We start from the raw sequence: 20,057 nt of genomic DNA on the forward strand, positions 1-20,057 counted from the left end.
GGGAATTAGCCACGTCCGCTCTCCGTGGGCTGCAGATGCTCGGCCAGCACCGCGGCGAGACGCTCCAGCTGCTCCGGGTCGGACAACGCCGAGCCCACGGCGACCACACGCGCGCCGGCGGCGAGGTAGTCGGGAGCGTTGTGGGCATCGACTCCACCGGTCGCCACGAACGTCACCTGGGGGAATGGTGCGCGCATCGCGACGAACCAGTCAGGTCGGAGCACGTTGGCCGGGAAGGCCTTGACCCAGGTGAGGCCGTGGCGCAGCGCCTGCTGGATCTCGCTGGCGGTTGAGACGCCGGGCAGGTGCGGCAATCCGGCGGCGACCGAGGCGGCGACGACGGCGTCGTCAAGTCCGGGTGCGACGGTGAAGGTGACGCCGATCTCAGCGACGGTCCGGACCTGGTCGACGGTGATGACGGTGCCGGCACCGACTCCTCGGCCGCGTTCCCGGCCGGCGGCCACGGCTGCCTTCAGGGACCGCACCGCGTCGGTGGTCTGCACCGGCACCTCGACGACGTCGATGCCGAGATCCCACGCCCTGGTCGCCAGTTCGACCGTCTCGCGCGGCGGCAGCCCGCGCAGGATGGCCATTACCACGGCGCTGCCGAAGATGTCCTCAATTCCGTGGCCCACGAAATACTCCCTCGTCCAGTCGGTCGAGCTGTGATCGGTGTGGCAGTTCGCCCAGGTCGCCGACGGTTCGCAGCGTGTGAGCCGCAGCCAGGTGGCCGCGCCGAAGTCGGGAAGCAGGATGGCAGTCGTCCAGCAGCCCCGACAGGAAGCCGGAGGCGAAGGCGTCTCCCGCGCCGACGGGCTCGACCACGTCCACCTGTGGCGCCGGTTCGAACACATCGCCGCCATCGCCGTACGACGTGGCGCCGTGCTCGGCGTCCTTGACCACGAGCGTCGGTACGTGCGGTAGCAGCGCGCGCACCTGTGTCGGGGTAGCCGTTCCCCACAGCCGCTCCGCCTCGTCACGCCCGACGAACACGAGGTCCGCGGCCCGGGCCAGCCGGAGCAACGCGGGCGCGGCGGTTTCGGCGGACCACAGCGCCGGACGATGGTTGACGTCGAAGGACAGGAGCGGTCCCCGCACAGTGCGGTCGACAAGGAGAGCGTCGACCAGGTCGGCGCAGCTCTGGGAGAGCGCTGGCGTGATGCCGGACACGTGAATGAGCCGAGTGCGGTGCAGGGCCGGAACGGAGTCCACGAGGTCCCGTGTCATCGCGCTCGCGGCGGACTCGCGGCGGTAGTAGTGGACGGCTGTCCCGTGGGGGGCGGGATCCTTGAAGTAGACGCCGGTCGGCCGATCCGGGTCGACCTCGACCATCGTGAGGTCCACGCTTCGCCGGGTGAGCTCGTCTGCGATCAACTGGCCGAACTGGTCGTCGCCCACCCGGCTCACCCATGCGGCACGGTGACCCAATGCGACGAGTGTGCAGGCGACGTTGGACTCGGCTCCGCCGATGTGCATCGCAAGATGGGGCCGGGTCGCGAGAGGCTGAGCGTCGATGGGGGTCAGTTGCAGCATGGTCTCGCCGATGCAGACCGCATCCAACCCCTGTGCGACGGCGTTGGCTGTCTGCGTTCGCGAGGTCACGAACCCGTCCTGTCGGCGGAGACGACGAGCCGCCAGGCGACCTCACCGGAGGCTGGCACCGTCGCCGCCTCGTGTGGCGCGGCTTCGGCCAGGTCGAAGACGGTGCCGAGCATCGGTTCGACGCCGACGCTGCGGTACGGCTCCCGTGGTGGAAAACCGCCCAGGTTGCGCCACAGCGCCGTACCAGCTGGCTGGTTGTCCACCTCGAGCAGCATCCGAAGCGTGTCAGCTCCGTCGATGATCCGCACGTCGGCGCACCTGAGGATCGCTCCCACCGCTGAACCGTCGGTCGGTCCGAGCTGCGACAGTGGCAACCCCAGCGGCTCCGGCCACGCTCCCGTCATCGTCGTGGCGCCGGCCGTCCACGCATCGCCGAGGATGGCTGCAGCCTCCGGGTAGACCAGCGTCGGCGTGCCGCGCGGGGCGAGGAGTCGTGCCGAATCCGACACATCGAGCAGTGCGTGGCCCGCCCACAGAAAGCGATAGCCGGGGTTCGCGGACAGCCGGTAGGACGCGACGACGGCCCCACCGACGTGCTCGATCCTGCGGCGCAGCACGAAATCCGGGCAGTCGACGACAGCACCTCCATGGTCGTGCCGCCAGGGTCGTGACCACGCATCCCCGTGGTCTGGCCTGCCGCGTACGGTCGGGATGCACTCCTCGAGCCCACCCACATCGACGAAATCCGTGCCTGGCCGAACGTGCCTGCGCGCCGGATCTGCGCGGGACCACAGCCATTCGCGGCTACCGCCGGACAGCGAGGTCCAGCGACCGCCAAGGGTGAGGTCGACTTCCGCGGTTAGCGGTACCCGCCGCCCGGTCACCGGGGTGTTGCCTACCATTCGGCGAACGAGCCGTCGTCGTGTCGCCAGATCGGGTTGCGCCACGCGTGACCGGCCTCGTCGGCCCGACGTACGGCAGCCTCGTCCACCTCGATACCCAGACCGGGCTGCTCGGGTCGCCGCGCGTACCCGTCGACGAACGTGAACACCGACGGGTCTACCAGGTAGTCGAGCAGACCGGCCTCCTCGTTGTAGTGGATGCCGATGCTGTGTTCCTGGATGAGGTGGTTCGGCGTCGCGAACGCGACCTGCAGGCTTGCTGCCAGCGCGATGGGTCCGAGCGGGCAGTGTGGCGCGAGGTGTACGCCATACGTCTCGGCCAGGGCCGCGATGCGCCGCGTCTCCGAGATGCCGCCGGCGTGGGAAAGGTCTGGTTGGACAACCGTTACGCCGGCCTGCAGAACCGGCAGGAATTCAGACCGCGAATAGAGGCGTTCGCCGGTCGCGATCGGGATCGTCGTGGCTTCCACGACGCCACGCAGCCGGTGCGAGTTCTCGGGCACCACCGGCTCCTCGGCGAACAGCGGCTGCAACTCCTCGAGCAGCGGGAGCACGCGGCGGGCGTCGGCCACCGTGACCCGGCCGTGGAAGTCGAGTGCGAAGTCCCGGGACTGTCCGAGCACCTCCCGCGCGAGTGTCGCGCGCTCGACGATGGCGCGGATGTCGCCGAGTGATCCGCCGCTCGGAAACCGCCCGGTGGCGTTCATCTTCACTGCGGTGAAGCCGGCCTCGACCTGTGCCGTGATGGCTTCCGCGAGCTCGGTGGGCTCGTCGCCGCCGACCCAGGCGTACATCCGGACCCGGTCACGTACGTTGCCGCCGAGCAGTGCGTGTACGGGAGCACCGTACGTCTTGCCGGCGATGTCCCACAGTGCCTGGTCGATCCCGGCGACAGCGGACGAAAGCACCGGTCCGCCGCGGTAGAACCCACCCTTGGTCAGCACCTGCCAGTGGTCCTCGATCCGCAGCGGATCCTGTCCGACAAGTTGCTCGGCGAGCACGTTGACCGCGGCCCGCACGGGCTCCGCGCGTCCTTCGACGACCGGCTCACCCCAGCCGACTACGCCTTCGTCGGTCTCGATCCGGCAGAACAGCCAACGCGGTGGCACGAGGAAGGTCTCGACGCGAGTGATCTTCATGAGCCCAACTCCCGCTCGTCGCGCGCGGCCTGCTCCAGCAGCGCCCGCATCGCCTGCTCGGCACGGTCGCCGTCGGCGGCCCGAACCGCGTCCAGCACCTCTCGGTGGGGCGGCAGGAAGTCGTCGCGATGGCCCTCGGCATGAACGATGAGGTCTCGCGTGCGCAGTCCGATCTCGATGATGTGCTCCATCCTGACGAGCAGTTCGTTGTGCGTCGCGGCGAGCAGGGCGCGGTGAAATGCGAGGTCGGCATCGACAATGACCTCTGTGGTGGGCTCGGCCGTCACGGATGCGAGTGCGGCCTCGAGCGCGTCCAGGTCGGCATCGGTTCGGCGAGCCGCGGCGAGGCGGGCTCCCTGCGGCTCGACGATGAGCCGTACCTCCGCCAGGTTGGCGAGGAACGCGTCGTTGTCGGCGCCCTCGAACTGCCAGCGCAGCAGGTCCGGGTCCAGGAGGCTCCAGTCCGTCCGTGGCCGCACGAATGTGCCGCGTTTCGGCCGGGCGTCGACGAGGCCCTTCGCGGCGAGGACCCGCAGCGCCTCGCGCACCACGGTGAGGCTGACGTCGTACTCACGCTCCAGGCGGTCGACCTCGATGGTCGTACCGGGCGGGAACTCGCCGGCGACGATGCGGCGGCCGACCTCCCGCACGACGTGTCCGTGGAGGCCGCGGTCCGGGTAGTTGCTCATGCGGAGTCCTTCTTCGCCGACCAGCCGCCATCGACGGTGATCGTAGTGCCGGTGATGTACGAGCTCTCGTCGCTGGCGAGGAACGCGACGGCAGCCGCGACCTCGTGGGGCCGGCCGAACCGCTGTGCCGCTGTCCCGGCGATGCTGCGGTCGCGGGCGCCCTGGTCGATGCCGTGCCAGAGCGGCGTGAGGATCGGCCCCGGCACGACGGCGTTGACCCTCACCTCCGGTCCGTACTCGACCGCGAGCTGACGTGTCAGCGCGAGCAGCCCGCCCTTCGATGCCGCGTACGCGGGATGGCCGGGGAGTCCGTGCGTGGCGTGCACCGAGGACGTGACCACGACCGACCCGTTGCCGCTGGCCCGCAGGAGCCCGATGCACGAGCGCAGGCCGAGGTAGGCGGCCTTGAGGTTGATCGCGAGCTGCCGGTCCCAGTCCGCCTCGTCCAGCTCGTGCGCTGGGGCCGTGACCATCGCGGCGGCGTTGGAGAACAAGACGTCAAGGCGCCCGAACTCGGCTCGCGCGAGGCCGGCCACGGCTTCCCACGTCGCGGCCTGGGATACGTCGCCGACCAGAGCCCGCACCGGCGCGGTGCCGAGGTGGGTCGCGTTGGGAACACGGTCCACGGCGATCACCGCTGCGCCCTCGGCGATGAAGCGGTCCACGACGGCAGCACCTATCCCCGAGGCCGCGCCGGTGACGACCGCGACCCGACCGGCGAGCAGGCCCCGCACGGCGTTCACGGTGGGCATAGGCTGCTGGTTCATCGCGGCAGGCCGATGCGTCGTTCGCCGGAGCGCCGCTGCTGGATCACGACGGCGGCGACGAGGAGGATCCCCTTCGCGACGTTTTGCCAGAACGAGTTGACGCCGAGGATGTTGAGCCCGTTCTCGAGCACGCCGAGCAGGACGAGTGCGAGGACGGTGCCGGGGATCGTTCCGCGACCGCCCTGCATCGCGCAGCCACCGAGGGCGGCAGCGGTGATGGAGTACAGCTCGAGTCCTTCGCTGCCGGACACCGGCTGCCCCGAGCCGGTCTTGGCGGTCAGCAGGACGCCTGCGACGCCGGCGACGGTGCCGGTAAGGCAGTAGGCGGCGATGATGTAGCGGTTCAGGTTGACGCCGGCGAGCCGGGCCGCCTTGTCGTTGCCGCCGATGGCGTAGAGGTTGCGGCCGATGTCGGTGTACTTGAGCAGTACGTGCGCGGACACCGCGATCAACGCGAACACCCAGATGAGCGTGGGGATGCCGGCGATCGAGCCGCGCGCGATGAAGATGAAGATGGGGTCGGCGCCGGTGTAGCCCTGTGCCCGGCCGTCGGAAACCAACTGCGCGATGCCCTTGTAAGCGGCGAGCGTGGCGAGCGTCGCGATCACCGGGTTGACTCGCCCGTACACGATGATGATCCCGTTGACGAGCCCGCACACGAGGCCGGCGGCGAGCGCGGACAGCAGGCCGGGAAACGGGCCGCCGGCCGACGTGAAGACCATCGCGCAGGTCACCGACGTGAGGCCCGTGATCGAGCCGACCGAGATGTCCAGGCCACCGATGATGATCACGATGGTCTGGGCAACCGCGAGGACACCGGCGATGGCGATCGTGGTGCCGATCGTGCGCAGGTTGGCCGAGCCGAAGAACTCGGGAGCCTGGACTCCGATGATCGTGACGAGCGCGGCGAGCGCGATGAGCAGCGACGTGTTCTGGTTGAAGGGAACTCGCAGTCGGGCCATCCGAGCGAGGAGCCCCTTCGTACCCACGGCTTCGGGCTCGGCGGCCGCGTGGTCCAGTCGCTGGTCGTTCTGTGTCTGAGTCATCGGGAAGCTCCGGTCAGGTGGTCGGCCATGGCGAGGGCGAGTACGCCTTCTTCGGTCGCCTCGCCGCGGGTCAGCTCGCCCGTGATTCGGCCGTTCTGCATGACGACAATTCGGTCCGAGAGGCCGAGGATCTCCGGCAGCTCAGAGGAGACGACGAGCACGGCAACGCCCTCGGCGGCGAGGGTGTCGATGGTGGCGTAGATCTCCGCCTTCGCGCCCACGTCCACGCCACGAGTCGGTTCGTCGAGGATGAGGACCTTCGGCTTGCGGGCGAGCCAGCGGACCAGCACCGTCTTCTGCTGGTTGCCGCCGGACAACTTCTTGACCTCGTGCTCGATCGAGGGTGTACGCACGCGGAGTCGCGTGGCGAGGCCTTCGACGAGCTCGCGTTCCGCGCCGCGGCGGACGAAGCGGAATCTGCTGAGGCGGTCGAGGACGGCCAGCGAAGCGTTGTCCCGCACAGAGCGCTCGAGCAGCAGCGCGTCGGCCTTGCGCTCCTCGGGGGCGAGCCCGATCCCGGCATCGATGGCGTCGCGCGGCGAGCGCAGCTCAATGGGCTGACCGTCGACGAGCAGACGACCAGAACGGATGGGAACGTCGCCGAAGATGGCTCGTGCCAGTTCCGAGCGTCCGGCGCCGACAAGCCCGGCGAGACCAACGACCTCACCAGCACGGACCTGGAGGTTGATCCCGCTGACGTCGTCGGTCGTGACGTCCTCGAGCTTGATCACCACTCGATCGCTGGCGGCATGATCGCGCACGAACATGCCGGACAGGTCACGGCCGACCATGAGTCGTACGACCTCGTGCTCGGCCGTCGCAGCCGTGGCCCTTTCGCCGACCAGCGCACCGTCGCGGAGGACGGCGATCCGGTCGGCGAGCTGGAAGATCTCGGCCATCCGGTGGGACACGTAGATCACGGCGACCCCACTGTCCCGCAGTTGCCGGACGAGTGCGAACAGGGCGTCAGCCTCCCGATCGGTCAGCGACGAGGTCGGCTCATCAAGGGCGAGCACCTTGGGCGTGTCCACGAGCGCACGGGCGATCTCGACCAGCTGGCGCTGCGCGGGGGAGAGGTCCTGACCTTGCGCCTCTGGCCGGAGCAGGCCGTCGAGGCCGAGCCGGCGCAGGTGTGCGTGGGCCTCGGCAAACAGCCTCTTCCGGTCGAACCAGCGTCCACCGCCCGTGGATACGTTGCCGACATAGATGTTCTCGGCCACGGAAACGTCGCGGATGATCTCTGGCTCTTGGCTGATGATCCGGATACCGGCACGTCGGGCCTTGACCGGGGATCCCAGCGGCAGCGGCTCGTTGTCGAGTTCGACGGTTCCGCTTTCCGGCACATGTTCACCGGCCATGATCTTCAGCAGGGTCGACTTGCCAGCACCGTTCTCGCCCATGAGCGCGAGCACCTCGCCGGGGTTGCAGTCGATGCTGACATCGCGCAGCGCGGGCAAACCCGCGAAGCTCTTCGAAAGACCGCGAAGACGCAGCACAGGAACACCTCCTCTCGTGTTGGTCGGCAAAGGGATCAGTTGCTGTCGAACAGAGGTGCGCTGGGGTGGGAGAGGGGATCTCCCGCCCCAGCGCCGACTCCTCGGACTAGCTGCACTTGACCCCGGCGGACTGCCACGTGTCCTTGTTCACGATCGCGGTGTTGGCCACGGTCTTCGCCGGTAGTTCGACGCCGTCGCGCACCTTCTTGACCAGTGCCTCCACCGCGGACGCACCGACCTGGCGTCCGTCGATGAACAGGGCTGACTTGAAGCCGGTCGCGGTGCCCGCCTGCCAGTCCTTGCAGGCGAGGTATGCGCCGAGGCCGACACCGATCACGTCGTTGGCGCCCAAGCCTGCGTTCGCCAGCGCGGTCACCACGCCGGAGACGTTCTCGTCGTTGCAGCCGTAGACGATCCAGTGCTTGACGCCAGCGTTCGCGGTGATGAGCGCTCCGGTCTTGTTCTGGGCGTCCACGGCGGAGTTGTCGGTGCCGAGCTTGATCACCTTGACCTCGGCGCCCGCGGCTGCCGTGAACGCCTTGTCCGCGGCGTCGACGCGGTCCTGGCACACGGACAGGTCCTGCTTGTAGGCGCTGATGATCCGGGTGTCGGCCGCAGACCAGCCCGACTGCTTGAACAAGGTGCCTGCCTCAGTCCCGACCTTCTCACCCATGGCGGCTCCGTCGAAGCCGGCGAACGGCGCCTCGGCGCCGGCGGCGTCCTTGATCACGTCGTCCGAAGCGATGAGGGGGATGGCGGCCTGCTTCGCCTTGTCGATGACCTGGGGGCCGATGAGTTGGTCGGGTACGACAATGGCGATCGCGTCGAACTTCTGTGCGATGACCTGGTCGAGCGCGTTGATCGCCTTGTCCGAGTCGGTGCCCAGGTCGAACATGCTGACCTCGACGTTACCCAGCTCGGCCGCCTTGGCCTTGGCGCCGGCGCCCTCGTCGACGAAGTACTGCTGGTCGCCCTGCTTCTGCAGGTAGGCGATCTTGATCGTGCCGGACTTCGGCTTGCTGTCGCCGTTGCCGGCGGTGGTGTCGGTCTGCCCAGACGAACACGCGGTGAGCATCGAGGCGAGGGCGATGGCGGAGGCGACCGCCCAACGGGTGCGCTTCATTACGCACGAACTCCTTTCAGTCCGGCGACCGATTGCCCTCGGCACGACGCGGTGCCGTGGTCTACATCGACCTCCATCTGGTCGGCGCCCTGCGCGCCGAGGCGGTGATCACCTTGACAGTCCCGTGACGGGCGAGTCAAGAAGTCTTCATAAAAAAGCAATTATCGAGGTCGACCTTCGGGTGCTTGGTCTGCTAGAGGCACCAGACCCGTCCTCACGTCCGCAGCTGGGCTATCGTCTCCGCCCACTGGCACCGGTGCGGGTGGCCAGCATGGCCGACTGAAACGAGGGCAAGCCGTGACAATCGCCAAGCTTGATGTCGCGCAGCGGGTCGAGGCGGACCTGGGCGAGGGACCTACCTGGGACGCGGCAGCGAGCCGCCTGATCTGGGTGGACATTCTCGGCTGTGAGGTGCACCGGCTCGACCCAGCCACTGGTGCAGATGACGTGCTTCGTACGGATCAACACGTCGGCGCAGCCAAGCCACGGTCCGCCGGCGGCGTCGTCGTCAACCTGCGTGACGGCATCGGCCGGTACGACTCAGATGGCGGCTTCGACTGGCTCGTGCTGTGGCGGGAGGACGGTGTGCGGGGCAACGACGCCGCCGTCGACCCCTCGGGGCTGTTGTGGGCCGGGACGATGCGGTACGACGCCGCGCCGGGGGGCGGAACGCTGAGGCGTGTGGACGGCGCCGGTGACGTGGTCGTCGTCCTTGACGACGTCACCATCAGCAACGGCACCGGATGGAGCCCGGACGGGCACTTCATGTACTACGTGGACACCGCGACCAACCGTGTTGACGTCTTCGATATAGATGTAGACACCGGCCTCGTCCGCGGCCGCCGACCGCTGGCTACGGTGGACGTCCGTCTCGGGGCGCCGGACGGGCTGACCGTCGATGCCGACGGCTGTGTCTGGGTCGCACTGTGGGGCGGATCGGCAGTGCACCGGTACACCCCCGACGGCGCGCTCGACAGAGTCATCGGGGTACCGGCCAGCCAGCCGACCGCCTGTGCGTTCGGCGGGCCGGCGCTGACGGATCTCTTCATCACCACTGCGCGCCACGGACTCGACGAGGCGTCACTCGCCGATCAACCCCTCGCCGGCTCTGTCCTCGTGCTCCCGAACGCTGGCATTGGCCTTCCGTCGCAGCCATTCGCGGGGTGAGGAAAGGGGCCGTCCGGCTGCGGGGGAGTCGGCCGTGGTGGCCGGCTCCCGGTCACGGGGAGGTCCCGCGCGGCCGTAGCGGGTGGTCAGGGTCCGCAGGTACGACGTCACTGCCCGGGAGCGGGAGGTGCTGGGGTTGATGGCGGAGGGGCGGTCGAACGCCGCGATCGCCGGGCGGCTGCGCGTCACGGAGAAGGCGGTCAGCAAGCACATGAACAACATCTTCAGCAAGCTGGGGATGCCGCCGTCCGATGACGACAACCGGCGAGTGCTCGCGGTGCTCGCGTACCTGAACGGCTGAGACTCACGCGGCCCCCTCGCCGCCAGCCGTCCGAAAAGGATTGCTGTTCGACGGTACGATGCACGGGGGGTAGCGGAGGCTGCCCCGCAGAGTGACGGGCGGGTGCCCACGGGTGCTCTGGGCCCCAGACGTCGGTTGTGCCGAACACACGGGGGAAAGCATGTTCGAGCGGCTGGGCAGATTCGTGGTAGGCAAGCCGTGGTGGGTGATAGCCGGCTGGGTGCTCGCGGCAATCGCCATCGTCGTCACCACACCGTCGCTGAGCGACATCACCTCCGCGGATCAGGAGAGCTTCCTGCCCCACTCGTACGAGTCAGTGCAGGCCACCGAGCTCGGGAAGAAGGCGTTCCCGCAGCAGGCCACCGCGACGGCGGCCATCGTGGTCAAGCGCGCCGACGGGCAGCCGCTCACGCCGGCCGACGAGGCGAAGGTGGGTCAGCTCGCCCAGTCGCTCAAGGCCAGGAACATCTCGCACACGTCCGGCTACCTGACCGGCCCGCCGGCGGTCGCGCCGGACAAGTCGGTGCAGGTGGTCAACGTCGGGCTCGATGCGCCCGCCCCGGACGACCCGGCGCTGCTCGACGCCGTACGCGATCTGCGAGCGGCCATCGGCCCGGAGCTGGCGGGCAGCGGACTCACCGCGGGCGTGGCCGGCGACGTAGCGAGCTTCGTCGACAACGAGGACACCTTCAACAAGGCCTTCGCCGTGGTCGGCATCGCGACAATCATCCTGATCATCGGACTGATCCTGATCATCTTCCGCAGCCCCATCGCCGCGCTGCTGCCCGTGGTGGTCATCGGCGTCGTCATGGCCGTCACGAGCGGGCTCGTCGCCGCGGCGGGCAAGGCGTTCGATCTCAATGTAAGTCAGGATCTGCAGACGGTGCTGCTGATCGTGCTGTTCGGCATCGGCACCGACTACATCCTGTTCCTGCTCTTCCGCTATCGCGAGCGGCTACGTGCCGGTGACGACAAGCGCACCGCGATGATCGTCTCCGTCGAGCGGGTCGGCGAGGTCATCACGTCGGCCGCGGGAGCGGTCATCGTCGCGTTCCTCGTGCTGCTCCTCGCTTCCCTGGGCTTCTTCGGCTCGCTCGGCCCGGCGCTCGCGATCGCCGTCGGCGTCATGCTGGTCACCTCGCTGACGCTCATCCCGGCGGTCGTCTCGCTGCTCGGCCGGTACGTCTTCTGGCCGTCCAAGGCGTGGCAGCGTGCCCCCAAGGCCTCCATGTCGCACCGTCTCGGGACCGCCATCGGGCGCCGGCCCGCGCTCGTCGCGGCGGCCTCCGGCGCCCTGCTGGTCGCGCTCGCCGCAGGCGTGCTGGGCTACAAGGCCGACTACGATTTCAGCGCCGGCTTCCCGCAGGACACCGAGTCGGCGAAGGCCGCCGCGGACCTGCAGCGCGGGTTCGCCGCCGGTGCGCTCGCCCCCACCGAGGTCTACCTGACCACCGGCACCGGGTCGCCGCTGACCGAGCAACAGATCAACGACTTCGCGGCGGCCGCGGCGGGCGCCCCGGGAGTGGGCCGGGTGCAACCGCCGGAGCGCGGCAGCGACCCGAGCGTGGCCCGGGTCAACCTCCTGCTGAACGAGAACCCGGTCTCCAACGAGGCGATCACGCTCGTCCGCGAGGACCTGCGCGACGCCGTGCACCAGGCGGCCCCGCCCGGCACCCGGGCGCTGGTCGGCGGACCCACCGCGATCTTCGCCGACATCAACTCGGCGAACAACCGCGACCTGTCGGTGATCCTGCCGGTGGCGGCCGGCCTGATCGCGCTCATCCTCGCGCTGCTGCTGCGCAGCCTGGTCGCGCCGATCTACCTCGTGATAGCGGTGCTGCTGAACTTCGCCGCCACGCTGGGCGCCACGGTCTATCTCTTCCAAGGGCTGCAGGACAAGCCCGGGGTCACCTTCCAGCTGCCGATCATCCTCTACCTCTTCGTGGTAGCGATCGGGACCGACTACAACATCCTGATGATCGCCCGCCTGCGTGAGGAGGCGCGCGAGGGCAACGAGCCGCACGAGGCCGCGGCTATCGGGGTGGAACACGCCGGCCCGACGGTCGCGGCGGCGGGGCTGATCCTTGCCGGAACGTTCGGGGTGCTGATGCTCGCGCCGATCTCTTTCCTGCAGCAGATGGGCTTCGCGGTGGCGATCGGCATCGTGCTGTCGGCGTTCGTCATGTCAATGTTCTTCGTCCCCGCGCTGACCGCACTGATCGGGCACAAGGCGTGGTGGCCGGGGCATGGCGACGAGCGGCCGGCCAAGGGGCGGCACGCGCCGCCGGAGCCGGCGAGCGTGGCGAAGGCGTAGCGGGCGGCGCCGATCGGGCGCTGCGGGCGCGCCGGGATCGGCTCGCCAACCGCTGAGCTGACGGATCGGGCACCCGCCCCAGTGAGGCGGATCAGGAGGGCATGGTGCCGCCGGGCCCGGGCGACTGCTGCTCCGGGTACTGCGGGTGGGCGTAGTGCGGCTGCCACTGTTGCGGCTGGCGGTAGCCCTGCTGCGCCGGCCACTGCTGCTGTGCCGCCCATTGTTGCTGCGCGGCCCACGCTTGTAGCGCTGCAGCGTGTTCGGCGAACCGGGGGTGTGCGTTCCGCACCTCGACCGCGCTGCCGTCGCGCGACACGTGGGCCGAAGCGATCAGGGGCCACCCCGCGTTTGCGGCGAGTAGGAGTCCCACGAAGAGCAGCGCCACGAACGCCAGGACGATCGGACCGGCGTACGACGTGCCGTGCGGGACGGCGGCGGCGAGGACAAGCACGGCCAGGATGGCGAAGACCACCACGCCGATGCCGCCGAGCAGTCGCCCGGTACGCAGCTTGAGGCAGCGCGGGCAGAACGGCCACGCCGCTGCCTTCACCCGCTTCTCCAACACGGTGGCGACGATCGCGAACGGCAGCAGCCCGAACGGGATGAGCAGGTACGTCCACGATGGCGTCCTCGACTTCAACAGCACCCGCCTGTGCTGGGCCGCCGGCTCACCGTGCCGTGTGCACAACTGGAGCATCTGGCCCCCGCCGCTGACGAGGGGTGCAGGATGCCGATCGGCATGACCACTCCAACTCCTGGGAGGAAGGGGGCACCAGGATACGACCGCCCGGGCGGCGACGGGGTACGGGCGCTGCGGTGCGCCTGGACCGGCTCGGCCGTCGCTGAGGCAAGCGCCGGGATGAGCAGGCTGCGGACGGTCACACCGCCAACGGATCGCCCTTGAACACCTCGCGTCGGTGCCACGCGACATGGTGGCCGGCGGGAACCGGTGTCCCCGGCCGCGGTCGCAGGGGCCGGCCGTGCAGGTCGTACACTGTGCGGCCGGTGACGGTGCGGGCGGTGAAGGCCGCCGACACGGTGATGCGCAGGTCGTCGTCGAGCCCCAGCGCGCCGAAGTCGAAGAGCTTGTGGTGCAGCACGCAGAGCGCGAGGCCGTTGTCGGGGCTGTCCGGTCCGTCGAAGGCCCACCAGCGCACGTGCGCCGCCTCCACCCCGACCGTGGCGTGCCCGAGCTGACCGTCGTACCCGCAGAACGCACACTGCCTGTCCCACGCCTGAAGCACCGCAGCCCGCCAGGCTGCGTCCCGCCGCCGAGCCGGGATCGGCGTTACGCCCGGCGCCTGGAGGATGTCGTCGGGGTCCAGGCCCGCCGCGGTCAGGACGTCGGGAGCGATGGTGGGCGGGAAGTGTTGTTCCACCAGGGCACGGGCGACCCGCCGCACCAGCTCGGGGTCCCGGCGTAGGGCGGATTCGGTGGCGGCATCAAGACGTCCCACGACGTTGTGGCTCGCCAACGGCCCGACCAGATCCATGGGTACGTTCCGGCTCAAAATCCACACGCCGTCACTGCGCAGCCGGGTAAACGGGTATGCCGCACTCTGCGCCCGCCCGGTCTTTGATGCTGGGCCGAACTCGGCGATCAGATCGCTGAGCCGTTCCTGTGCCTGCGACCACGGCAGCTCGCTGGAGCCACCCCGGGTGATCTGCCCAAGCGCCAGCAGCACCAGCAGCGGCTTGTGCGGTGCACGGCGGCCGGTCTGCTGGTGCAGACGCAACGAGGTCAGTCGTTCCAATACCTCCTGGCGAGTGCTCATGCGGCGATGGCGCGGGCGGCGGCGTACATGTCGGCGGGGAGCGGGTGGTGCAGGCGCCAAAGGATGCGCATCGGCCGGTCGCCGTTGTGCTCCTGGTACGTCATCGGCCCGGCATATAGGTACGGCGGCGCGCCCAGATCGCGGTCGGCGACCTTGGTCTCCCGGACGAACAGATGCACAGTCGACCCGCGCTCGGCGTGGTTGATGTAGCGCTGCCCCGTCGCCGACGCCGATGACGTCGTGCTCTGCGACTCCCACTGGAACAGGCTGTCGGTGATGGCCCGGTCGGCGTACATCGTGGTGGGGGAGTAGTGCTCCTCGGACTTGACCAGGGTGACGAAGAAGAGGTCCGCCTGCTCGTCCTGCAGCCACTTCACCCCCTCGCGCAGTGACCCCGGGTTCGCCATCCCGAAGGCCGCGCACGCCTCGTTCCGGCTGTAGCGGGCGTGCACCCGCAGCGGCACCCGCCCCGACGCCGGCTCCTCCGTGACCCGGTGGATCCGGTCCCGTAGCACCTCGGCGACCTGGCGCAGCTCGGCACAGCGCGCCGGCTCCGCCCAGAGGCGCTTTAGCCGGGCCTCGCGCTCGGTCAGCGGCACAGACGGCCCCCAGAGACTGAAGTGCAGCGTGTCCAGCAGCCGTCCGTCGCCGGGGTGTTCGCCGTTCGCGACCCGGGCCAGCAGGTCTAGCCGGTCGACGTCGTCGACGTGCAGCATCCGCCCGATGGCCCGGCCGAGCTCGCGGTCGTCCGGCCCGGCGGTCGAAGTGTCGATGCCCGCCAGACGCCGCAGCCCCGCCCACCCGCCGATGCTCGCCGACCGGTAGATGTCCTCGATTTCCAGGCCCGTCTCCCGCAGGAACTCCGCCAGGCTGATGTCACCGAGCTGCCGCAGCTCCGCCACCAGGCCGTTCTTCGACGTCGGCAGCGCCGACTTCAGGTTGGCGAGCACGATCTCCTTCGCCACCCGGTCCAGCTCGACGTGGCAGCCGCTCGGCAGCGACGGGAAGTCATCCCGGACGGCAGCCTCGACGGCCCGCCGGCTGACCCCGGTCAATGCCCGCCAGCGCAGGTCGAAGCGGAAGTTGGCGTGCTGCCCGCCAATGAAGTCGAGCACGGTCAGGCAGGGCTTGTCGTCGTCCCGGCGCAGGCCGCGACCGAGCTGCTGCAGGAAGATCGTGGCGCTCTCGGTGGGGCGCAGCATGAGGATCGTGTCGACCATCGGCAGGTCGACGCCCTCGTTGAAGAGGTCGACGGTGAAGAGCACCCGCAGCTCACGCTTGCGGAAGCGATCGATCAGCGCGTGCCGGCCGGCGCGGTTGACCTGCGAGGTCACCGCCGCCGACGGTACGCCGTGCTTGGTGAACCAGTCCGCCATGAACTCGGCGTGCCCGATGCTCACGCAGAAGCCGAGCGCCCGCATCCGCCCGACGTCGACGGTGTCGCTTACCGCCCGCAGGATCATCCGGGCCCGGGCGTGGTTGCCGGTGTACACGCCGTCCAGCTCGGCCGGGTCGTACCCCTGCCCGCGCTTCCACCGCAGCTGCGACAGGTCGACGTCGTCGTGCAGCCCGAAATACTGGAACGGACACAGCAGCTGCCGCTCCAACGCCTCCCAAAGGTGCAATTCCACGGACGCGCGGCCATCGAACCACCGGCGCACGTCGCCACCGTCGCTCCGGTCGGGGGTCGCGGTCAGCCCCAGCAGTACGCGCGACCGCAGCCGCTCCAGCAGTCGCGCGTACGTCGGCGCCTCGGCGTGGTGGAACTCGTCGACGATCACCATGTCGTACGCCTCGGGGTCGATCTCTTGCCGGTGCAGCGACTGGATCGAGGCGAAGACGTACTTCCAGTCCTTCGGCCGATCGCCGCCGACGAGCGTCTCGCCGAAGCTGCCGTCCCCCATCACCTGCCGGAACACCGACCGGCTCTGCCGCAGGATCTGCTCCTGATGCGCGACGAAGAGCAGCGAGTCGACGCGGCCGGCCCTCCGAAGTCGCCGGTAGTCCAGCGCGGCCACCACGGTCTTGCCGGTGCCGGTCGCCATTACCACCAGGTTCCGCCAGCGGCCGTGCACCAGACGCTCGGCGTCCAGGTCGTCGAGGATCTCCTGCTGGTACGGGAACGGCCGGACGTCCAGGTTCGCGATCTCGGTCGGCGCCTCGTCGGGGCGCTCGCCACGCAGCGCGATGCGCAACCGGTCGGCGTCTTTCGCCGGGTCGTACGCCTCGAAGGCCGAGTCGTTCCAGTAGTCGGTGAATGTCGCCTCGAACGTGTCGATGACGTGCGGCTGCTCCAGGTTCGAGATGCGGACGTTCCACTCCACGCCGTCGACCAGGGCGGCCTTCGACAGGTTGGACGAGCCGACGTACGCGGTGGTGGTGCCGGTGTTGCGGCGGAACAGCCACGCCTTGGCGTGCAGCCGGGTGGTCCTGGTCTCGTACGAGACCTTGATGTCGGCGCCCAACTCGACGAGCCGGTCCAGAGCCCGCTGGTCGGTTGCGCCCATGTACGTCGTGGTGATGACCCGCAGCCGGCCGCCGCGGGCGATCAGCTCGCGGATGGCCGGCTCGATGATGCGCAGGCCGTGCCACTTGATGAACGCGCAGAGCAAGTCCACCTGGTCGGCGGAGGCCATCTCGTGGGTGACCTCGTGGCCGATGCGCGGCTGGTGCCGGCCGTTGACCAGCAGCGCGCCGGTGGCGAACGGGGTGGTGGGGCGTACTGGGAAGGTGGGTGCGGCGGGCGGCGTGGGCGGGGCTGCGATGGCGTGCAGGAGACGCTGCGCGTCGGCGACCTGGTCGTCGACGCCGACGGCGCGCGGCTCGGCCTGGGCGATGCTCTCGGCGATCCGGTTGGTCAGCTCCACCTGGCGGGCGAGCTTGTCGTCGCCACCGCCTAGGGCGAGCAGGGCGCGCCGGGCGAGGGTCGCGATGTGCCGGGCGAGTACGTCGGGTGCATCGGCCGGGTCGAGCTTGGCCTGCTGGACCAGGGCAGGGTCGATCTGCTGGAGCCGATCGGCGACCTGCTGGGTGATCAGGTGCTCGTAGATGCCCAGCTCAAGATCCGTCACAACGCAGAGCTAACCAGCCAGCGCGGCGATTCGCCGCCCCGGCGCGCGGTTACGCCTAGGCTGCGGATGCCGGTCCTCTCCTCCAACCGGACGACTTTTGGCGCTTTGTCCGCCTGACATCGCCCTGGTTGCTGGCGCAACCTCAGGTCCTTCTACCGCAGGCAGTGGCGCGCACAGGATCCTGCGGTATCCCTTGGGGCGCAGCCGGGAGAGCGGCGCCCGAGGCAGTAGCGGGACTTCGCGCCCTCAGGATGACAACTATGTTGCAGCGCCGTCGTTGGGCGGGGCTAGTTCTCTCACAGGCCTCGGCCGGCCAGGGCTGGGACTGTACAAATAACGGCCGATCGACCGATCAAGGGAGAGACGCCAGATGACGACCGAGACCACCCTGGGACAGCCGGCTGCCGGATCGGTGGGTGCGGTCACGGACGAGCAGTTGATCGCGATGTTGGTCGATCGGGCTCGTGGGGACGCCTGCAACTGACCGGTGAGGGCGGTCTGCTGCAGCAGTTGACCAAGCGGGTCCTGGAATCCGCGCTGGACGGCGAGATCACCGACCACGTCGGCCACGACAAGCACGACCCGGCGGGTAAGGCAGCGGTAACAGCCGTAACGGCGGCCGGACCAAGACGTGCTCACCGACGTCGGGCCGGTCGAGGTTCGGGTGCCACGGGACGTGGCGGGAACGTTCGAACCGTAAATCGTGCGCAAGCGCCAGCGGCGCCTGACCGGGGTCGATGACCTGGTGCGGTCGCTGTCGGCCAAAGGGCTGACTCACGGCGAGATCGCCGCGCACCTGGCCGAGGTGTATGGCACTGAGGTGTCGAAGCAGACCATCTCCACCATCACCGACAAGCTCGTGGACGGCATGGCCGAGTGGCAGAACCTGGACCGTGTATACCCGGTCGTGTCATCGATGCTATCAATGTGAAGATCAGGGATGGGCAGGTCGCGAACCGGCCGATCTACGTCGTCATGGCGGTCACCGTCGACGGGCATCGGGACACCCGCGGGATCTGGGCCGGCGACGGCGGCGAGGGCGCGAAGCACTGGCTGCACGTGCTCACCGAATTGAAGAACCGCGGTGTCCAGGACGTCTTGATGCTCGTCTGTGACGGGCTCAAGGGCCTGCCGGACGCCGTCGCGACCGTCTGGCCGCGCACGATCGTGCAAACCTGTGTGGTGCATCTGCTGCGCAACTCGTTTTGGTACGCGGCCCGCCAGGACTGGGACAAGATCGCCAAAGCGCTGAAGCCGGTCTACGCCGCGGCGACCGAGGACGCCGCGACCGAACGGTTCCTCGAGTTCGCCGAGACCTGGGGGAAGAAGTATCCGGCGATCGTCAAGCTGTGGGAGAACGCCTGGGCCGAGTTCGTGCCGTTCCTCGCCTTGGACGTCCGCAAGGTCATCTGCTCTACGAACGCGATCGAGAGCGTCAACGCCCGCATCCGCAAGGCCGTCCGCGCCGCGGGCACTTCCCGAACGAGGCCGCCGCACTCAAGTGCGTGTACATGGCGCTGCTGAGCCTCGACCCGACCGGCGCCGGCCGCCGCTGGACCATGCGCTGGAAGGCACCGTTGAACGCGTTCCAGATCGCCTTCGGGGGCCGGCTCACCGCGGCCAACGACTGACCACCTCAACAACCAAGATCAGCCGTCAACTTGACAGCGCGTCCTGGAGGGCGTCGGCGGCCTCCTGAGTCAGTCATTGTCGAGGCTTCGGGTGCCTTTCGTCGGCCACGTCGTGCTTTCGTGCTGCACGGCTGGGACGAGCAGAGCACAAGGGCCGTTGCCAGTGGTCCTCTGCCGCGGCCCTTCCACTACCGTGGTCGTCCCCGCGCCCCCAATGGTCAGCGCGGGCACGCCTCTGCAGCACCCGCCACTGAGGGGTCGCCATGAGCTCCCGAGGTCAGGCGCCGCTTCATCTGGTCTGCAAGAAGCCAACCAGACGAGGGTCATTGGCGCTGATAAGGCACGCGCGTGCAACAGCCGACAACTCCTGGTCCTCCCCGAGCATTGCTCGGATCGTTCCGGCCAAGCGCTTAGCACGGTCGCGGGCAATCACCTTGCTCGGGTCTCGTTGGAAGGCCGTTAGTTCGTTCTGGTAATCGCAGATATAGCCCCAACACTCGGACCATCGCTGTTGCCGCTTCGTGCGAAGCGCCTCAAACGAATTGAGATTGTAACGCTCTATCGAATATTCCACCCGATGCCGCTCCCATGAGTCTGTGACGTGCGGAGCAACAATGGCATCACCAAAAACGTTGAAGAACAGAAGGGCCGGATCTTCTTCATCTGCTGGATCGAGGAGGTCGAACTGCTCGGCGCGTAGATCACTATCGCGCGTTGCGCGCTGGGTCAGTTCGCGGATAGGAAAGAACGTGCCCTTCTTCCGGTTTCCCGCCGTACCACAGATCCGAAGGTTACGCCAGTCGAAGGCCAGCCACCAGTATCCTTCGTCCGTTTCGCCATTAAGTCCACGAGCGGACTTCTTCGGCCTGAAGTGCTCAACGTCCCAGTGGCTGAAGCAATCCTTGGCCTCTGAAAACCAGCACTTCTTATGGGATAGCTCGAGTAACCAAGGCTTTAGCTGCCCCCAGAACGCGGCGTTGTCGTCGATGATCTTATGCCGCTCATCGGAGCTCGACGCCTCGTCCAGTTCAGCTAGAATCTCCGCCGCCTTCTTAAGCCACTCCGGGTAGGGGGGAGCGGACATTCTAATATAT

Annotated in this window: 15 protein-coding genes and 2 pseudogenes; 4 read left to right on the forward strand and 13 right to left on the reverse strand. The window is 68.7% G+C overall.

Features of this window, described 5'->3' with window-relative positions; translation table 11 throughout:
* Positions 1-5: 5 nt before the first annotated feature.
* The 9 genes from GA0070624_RS09685 to GA0070624_RS09725 all read right to left on the reverse strand — a co-directional run bounded on the left by GA0070624_RS09685 (position 6) and on the right by GA0070624_RS09725 (position 8,704).
* Positions 6-635 carry a bifunctional 4-hydroxy-2-oxoglutarate aldolase/2-dehydro-3-deoxy-phosphogluconate aldolase gene (locus tag GA0070624_RS09685; protein ID WP_245718726.1) on the reverse strand — a complete coding sequence of 210 codons (630 nt, stop codon included), beginning with the start codon at positions 633-635 and terminating at the stop codon, positions 6-8.
* Positions 619-1,602 carry a sugar kinase gene (locus GA0070624_RS09690; protein ID WP_218105133.1) on the reverse strand — a complete coding sequence of 328 codons (984 nt, stop codon included), beginning with the start codon at positions 1,600-1,602 and terminating at the stop codon, positions 619-621. The genes GA0070624_RS09685 and GA0070624_RS09690 overlap by 17 nt, the downstream gene beginning before the upstream one ends.
* The gene (locus GA0070624_RS09695) at positions 1,599-2,444 is read right to left on the reverse strand and encodes a hypothetical protein (RefSeq protein ID WP_245718727.1); all 846 of its coding nucleotides are present in this window, start codon (positions 2,442-2,444) and stop codon (positions 1,599-1,601) included. The genes GA0070624_RS09690 and GA0070624_RS09695 overlap by 4 nt, the downstream gene beginning before the upstream one ends.
* Positions 2,438-3,583: a galactonate dehydratase gene (gene dgoD, locus GA0070624_RS09700; RefSeq protein ID WP_091339183.1), complete on the reverse strand. Its 1,146-nt coding sequence runs from the start codon at positions 3,581-3,583 to the stop codon at positions 2,438-2,440. Before dgoD ends, GA0070624_RS09695 begins: the two co-directional genes overlap by 7 nt.
* On the reverse strand, positions 3,580-4,272 hold the full coding sequence (locus tag GA0070624_RS09705; protein WP_091339185.1) for a FadR/GntR family transcriptional regulator: 693 nt from the start codon (positions 4,270-4,272) through the stop codon (positions 3,580-3,582). Before GA0070624_RS09705 ends, dgoD begins: the two co-directional genes overlap by 4 nt.
* Positions 4,269-5,039 (reverse strand): SDR family NAD(P)-dependent oxidoreductase, encoded by a 771-nt coding sequence (locus GA0070624_RS09710; RefSeq protein ID WP_245718728.1) that lies wholly within the window; start codon positions 5,037-5,039, stop codon positions 4,269-4,271. Before GA0070624_RS09710 ends, GA0070624_RS09705 begins: the two co-directional genes overlap by 4 nt.
* A complete protein-coding gene (locus GA0070624_RS09715; protein ID WP_245718729.1) occupies positions 5,036-6,085 on the reverse strand; it encodes an ABC transporter permease in 1,050 nt (349 codons plus the stop codon). Before GA0070624_RS09715 ends, GA0070624_RS09710 begins: the two co-directional genes overlap by 4 nt.
* Positions 6,082-7,581, reverse strand: coding sequence for a sugar ABC transporter ATP-binding protein (locus GA0070624_RS09720; RefSeq protein WP_218105134.1), 1,500 nt, complete (start codon positions 7,579-7,581; stop codon positions 6,082-6,084). Before GA0070624_RS09720 ends, GA0070624_RS09715 begins: the two co-directional genes overlap by 4 nt.
* Before the next feature lie 106 nt (positions 7,582-7,687).
* Complete coding sequence (locus GA0070624_RS09725; protein WP_218105135.1) at positions 7,688-8,704, reverse strand: substrate-binding domain-containing protein; 1,017 nt, start codon at positions 8,702-8,704, stop codon at positions 7,688-7,690.
* Between the two features lie 297 nt (positions 8,705-9,001).
* Here GA0070624_RS09725 and GA0070624_RS09730 point away from each other — a divergent pair, with 297 nt between their 5' ends.
* The 3 genes and pseudogenes from GA0070624_RS09730 (at position 9,002) to GA0070624_RS09740 (ending at position 12,486) form a co-directional block, all read left to right on the forward strand.
* The gene (locus GA0070624_RS09730) at positions 9,002-9,871 is read left to right on the forward strand and encodes an SMP-30/gluconolactonase/LRE family protein (protein ID WP_218105136.1); all 870 of its coding nucleotides are present in this window, start codon (positions 9,002-9,004) and stop codon (positions 9,869-9,871) included.
* A gap of 106 nt (positions 9,872-9,977) precedes the next feature.
* A pseudogene (locus GA0070624_RS09735) lies at positions 9,978-10,172 on the forward strand (response regulator transcription factor); the annotation flags it as partial.
* Between the two features lie 160 nt (positions 10,173-10,332).
* A complete protein-coding gene (locus GA0070624_RS09740; protein ID WP_091339194.1) occupies positions 10,333-12,486 on the forward strand; it encodes an MMPL family transporter in 2,154 nt (717 codons plus the stop codon).
* A gap of 91 nt (positions 12,487-12,577) precedes the next feature.
* Here GA0070624_RS09740 and GA0070624_RS09745 read toward each other — a convergent pair whose 3' ends face one another.
* From GA0070624_RS09745 to GA0070624_RS09755, 3 genes are all read right to left on the reverse strand, one after another.
* Positions 12,578-13,132, reverse strand: coding sequence for a hypothetical protein (locus GA0070624_RS09745; protein WP_091339199.1), 555 nt, complete (start codon positions 13,130-13,132; stop codon positions 12,578-12,580).
* A gap of 232 nt (positions 13,133-13,364) precedes the next feature.
* Positions 13,365-14,261: a phosphorothioated DNA-binding restriction endonuclease gene (locus GA0070624_RS09750; RefSeq protein ID WP_091339202.1), complete on the reverse strand. Its 897-nt coding sequence runs from the start codon at positions 14,259-14,261 to the stop codon at positions 13,365-13,367.
* Positions 14,258-17,332: a DEAD/DEAH box helicase gene (locus GA0070624_RS09755; protein ID WP_091339205.1), complete on the reverse strand. Its 3,075-nt coding sequence runs from the start codon at positions 17,330-17,332 to the stop codon at positions 14,258-14,260. The genes GA0070624_RS09750 and GA0070624_RS09755 overlap by 4 nt, the downstream gene beginning before the upstream one ends.
* 408 nt (positions 17,333-17,740) lie before the next feature.
* Between GA0070624_RS09755 and GA0070624_RS09760 the strand changes: the two are divergent.
* Positions 17,741-18,963, forward strand: a pseudogene (locus tag GA0070624_RS09760) (IS256 family transposase).
* A 289-nt stretch (positions 18,964-19,252) separates the two neighbouring features.
* On the opposite strand, the gene GA0070624_RS33875 reads toward GA0070624_RS09760, so the two are convergent.
* Positions 19,253-20,047 carry an HNH endonuclease family protein gene (locus GA0070624_RS33875; RefSeq protein WP_141714973.1) on the reverse strand — a complete coding sequence of 265 codons (795 nt, stop codon included), beginning with the start codon at positions 20,045-20,047 and terminating at the stop codon, positions 19,253-19,255.
* Positions 20,048-20,057: the final 10 nt, after the last annotated feature.

The sequence above is a fragment of the Micromonospora rhizosphaerae genome (assembly GCF_900091465.1).
Lineage (GTDB): Bacteria > Actinomycetota > Actinomycetes > Mycobacteriales > Micromonosporaceae > Micromonospora > Micromonospora rhizosphaerae.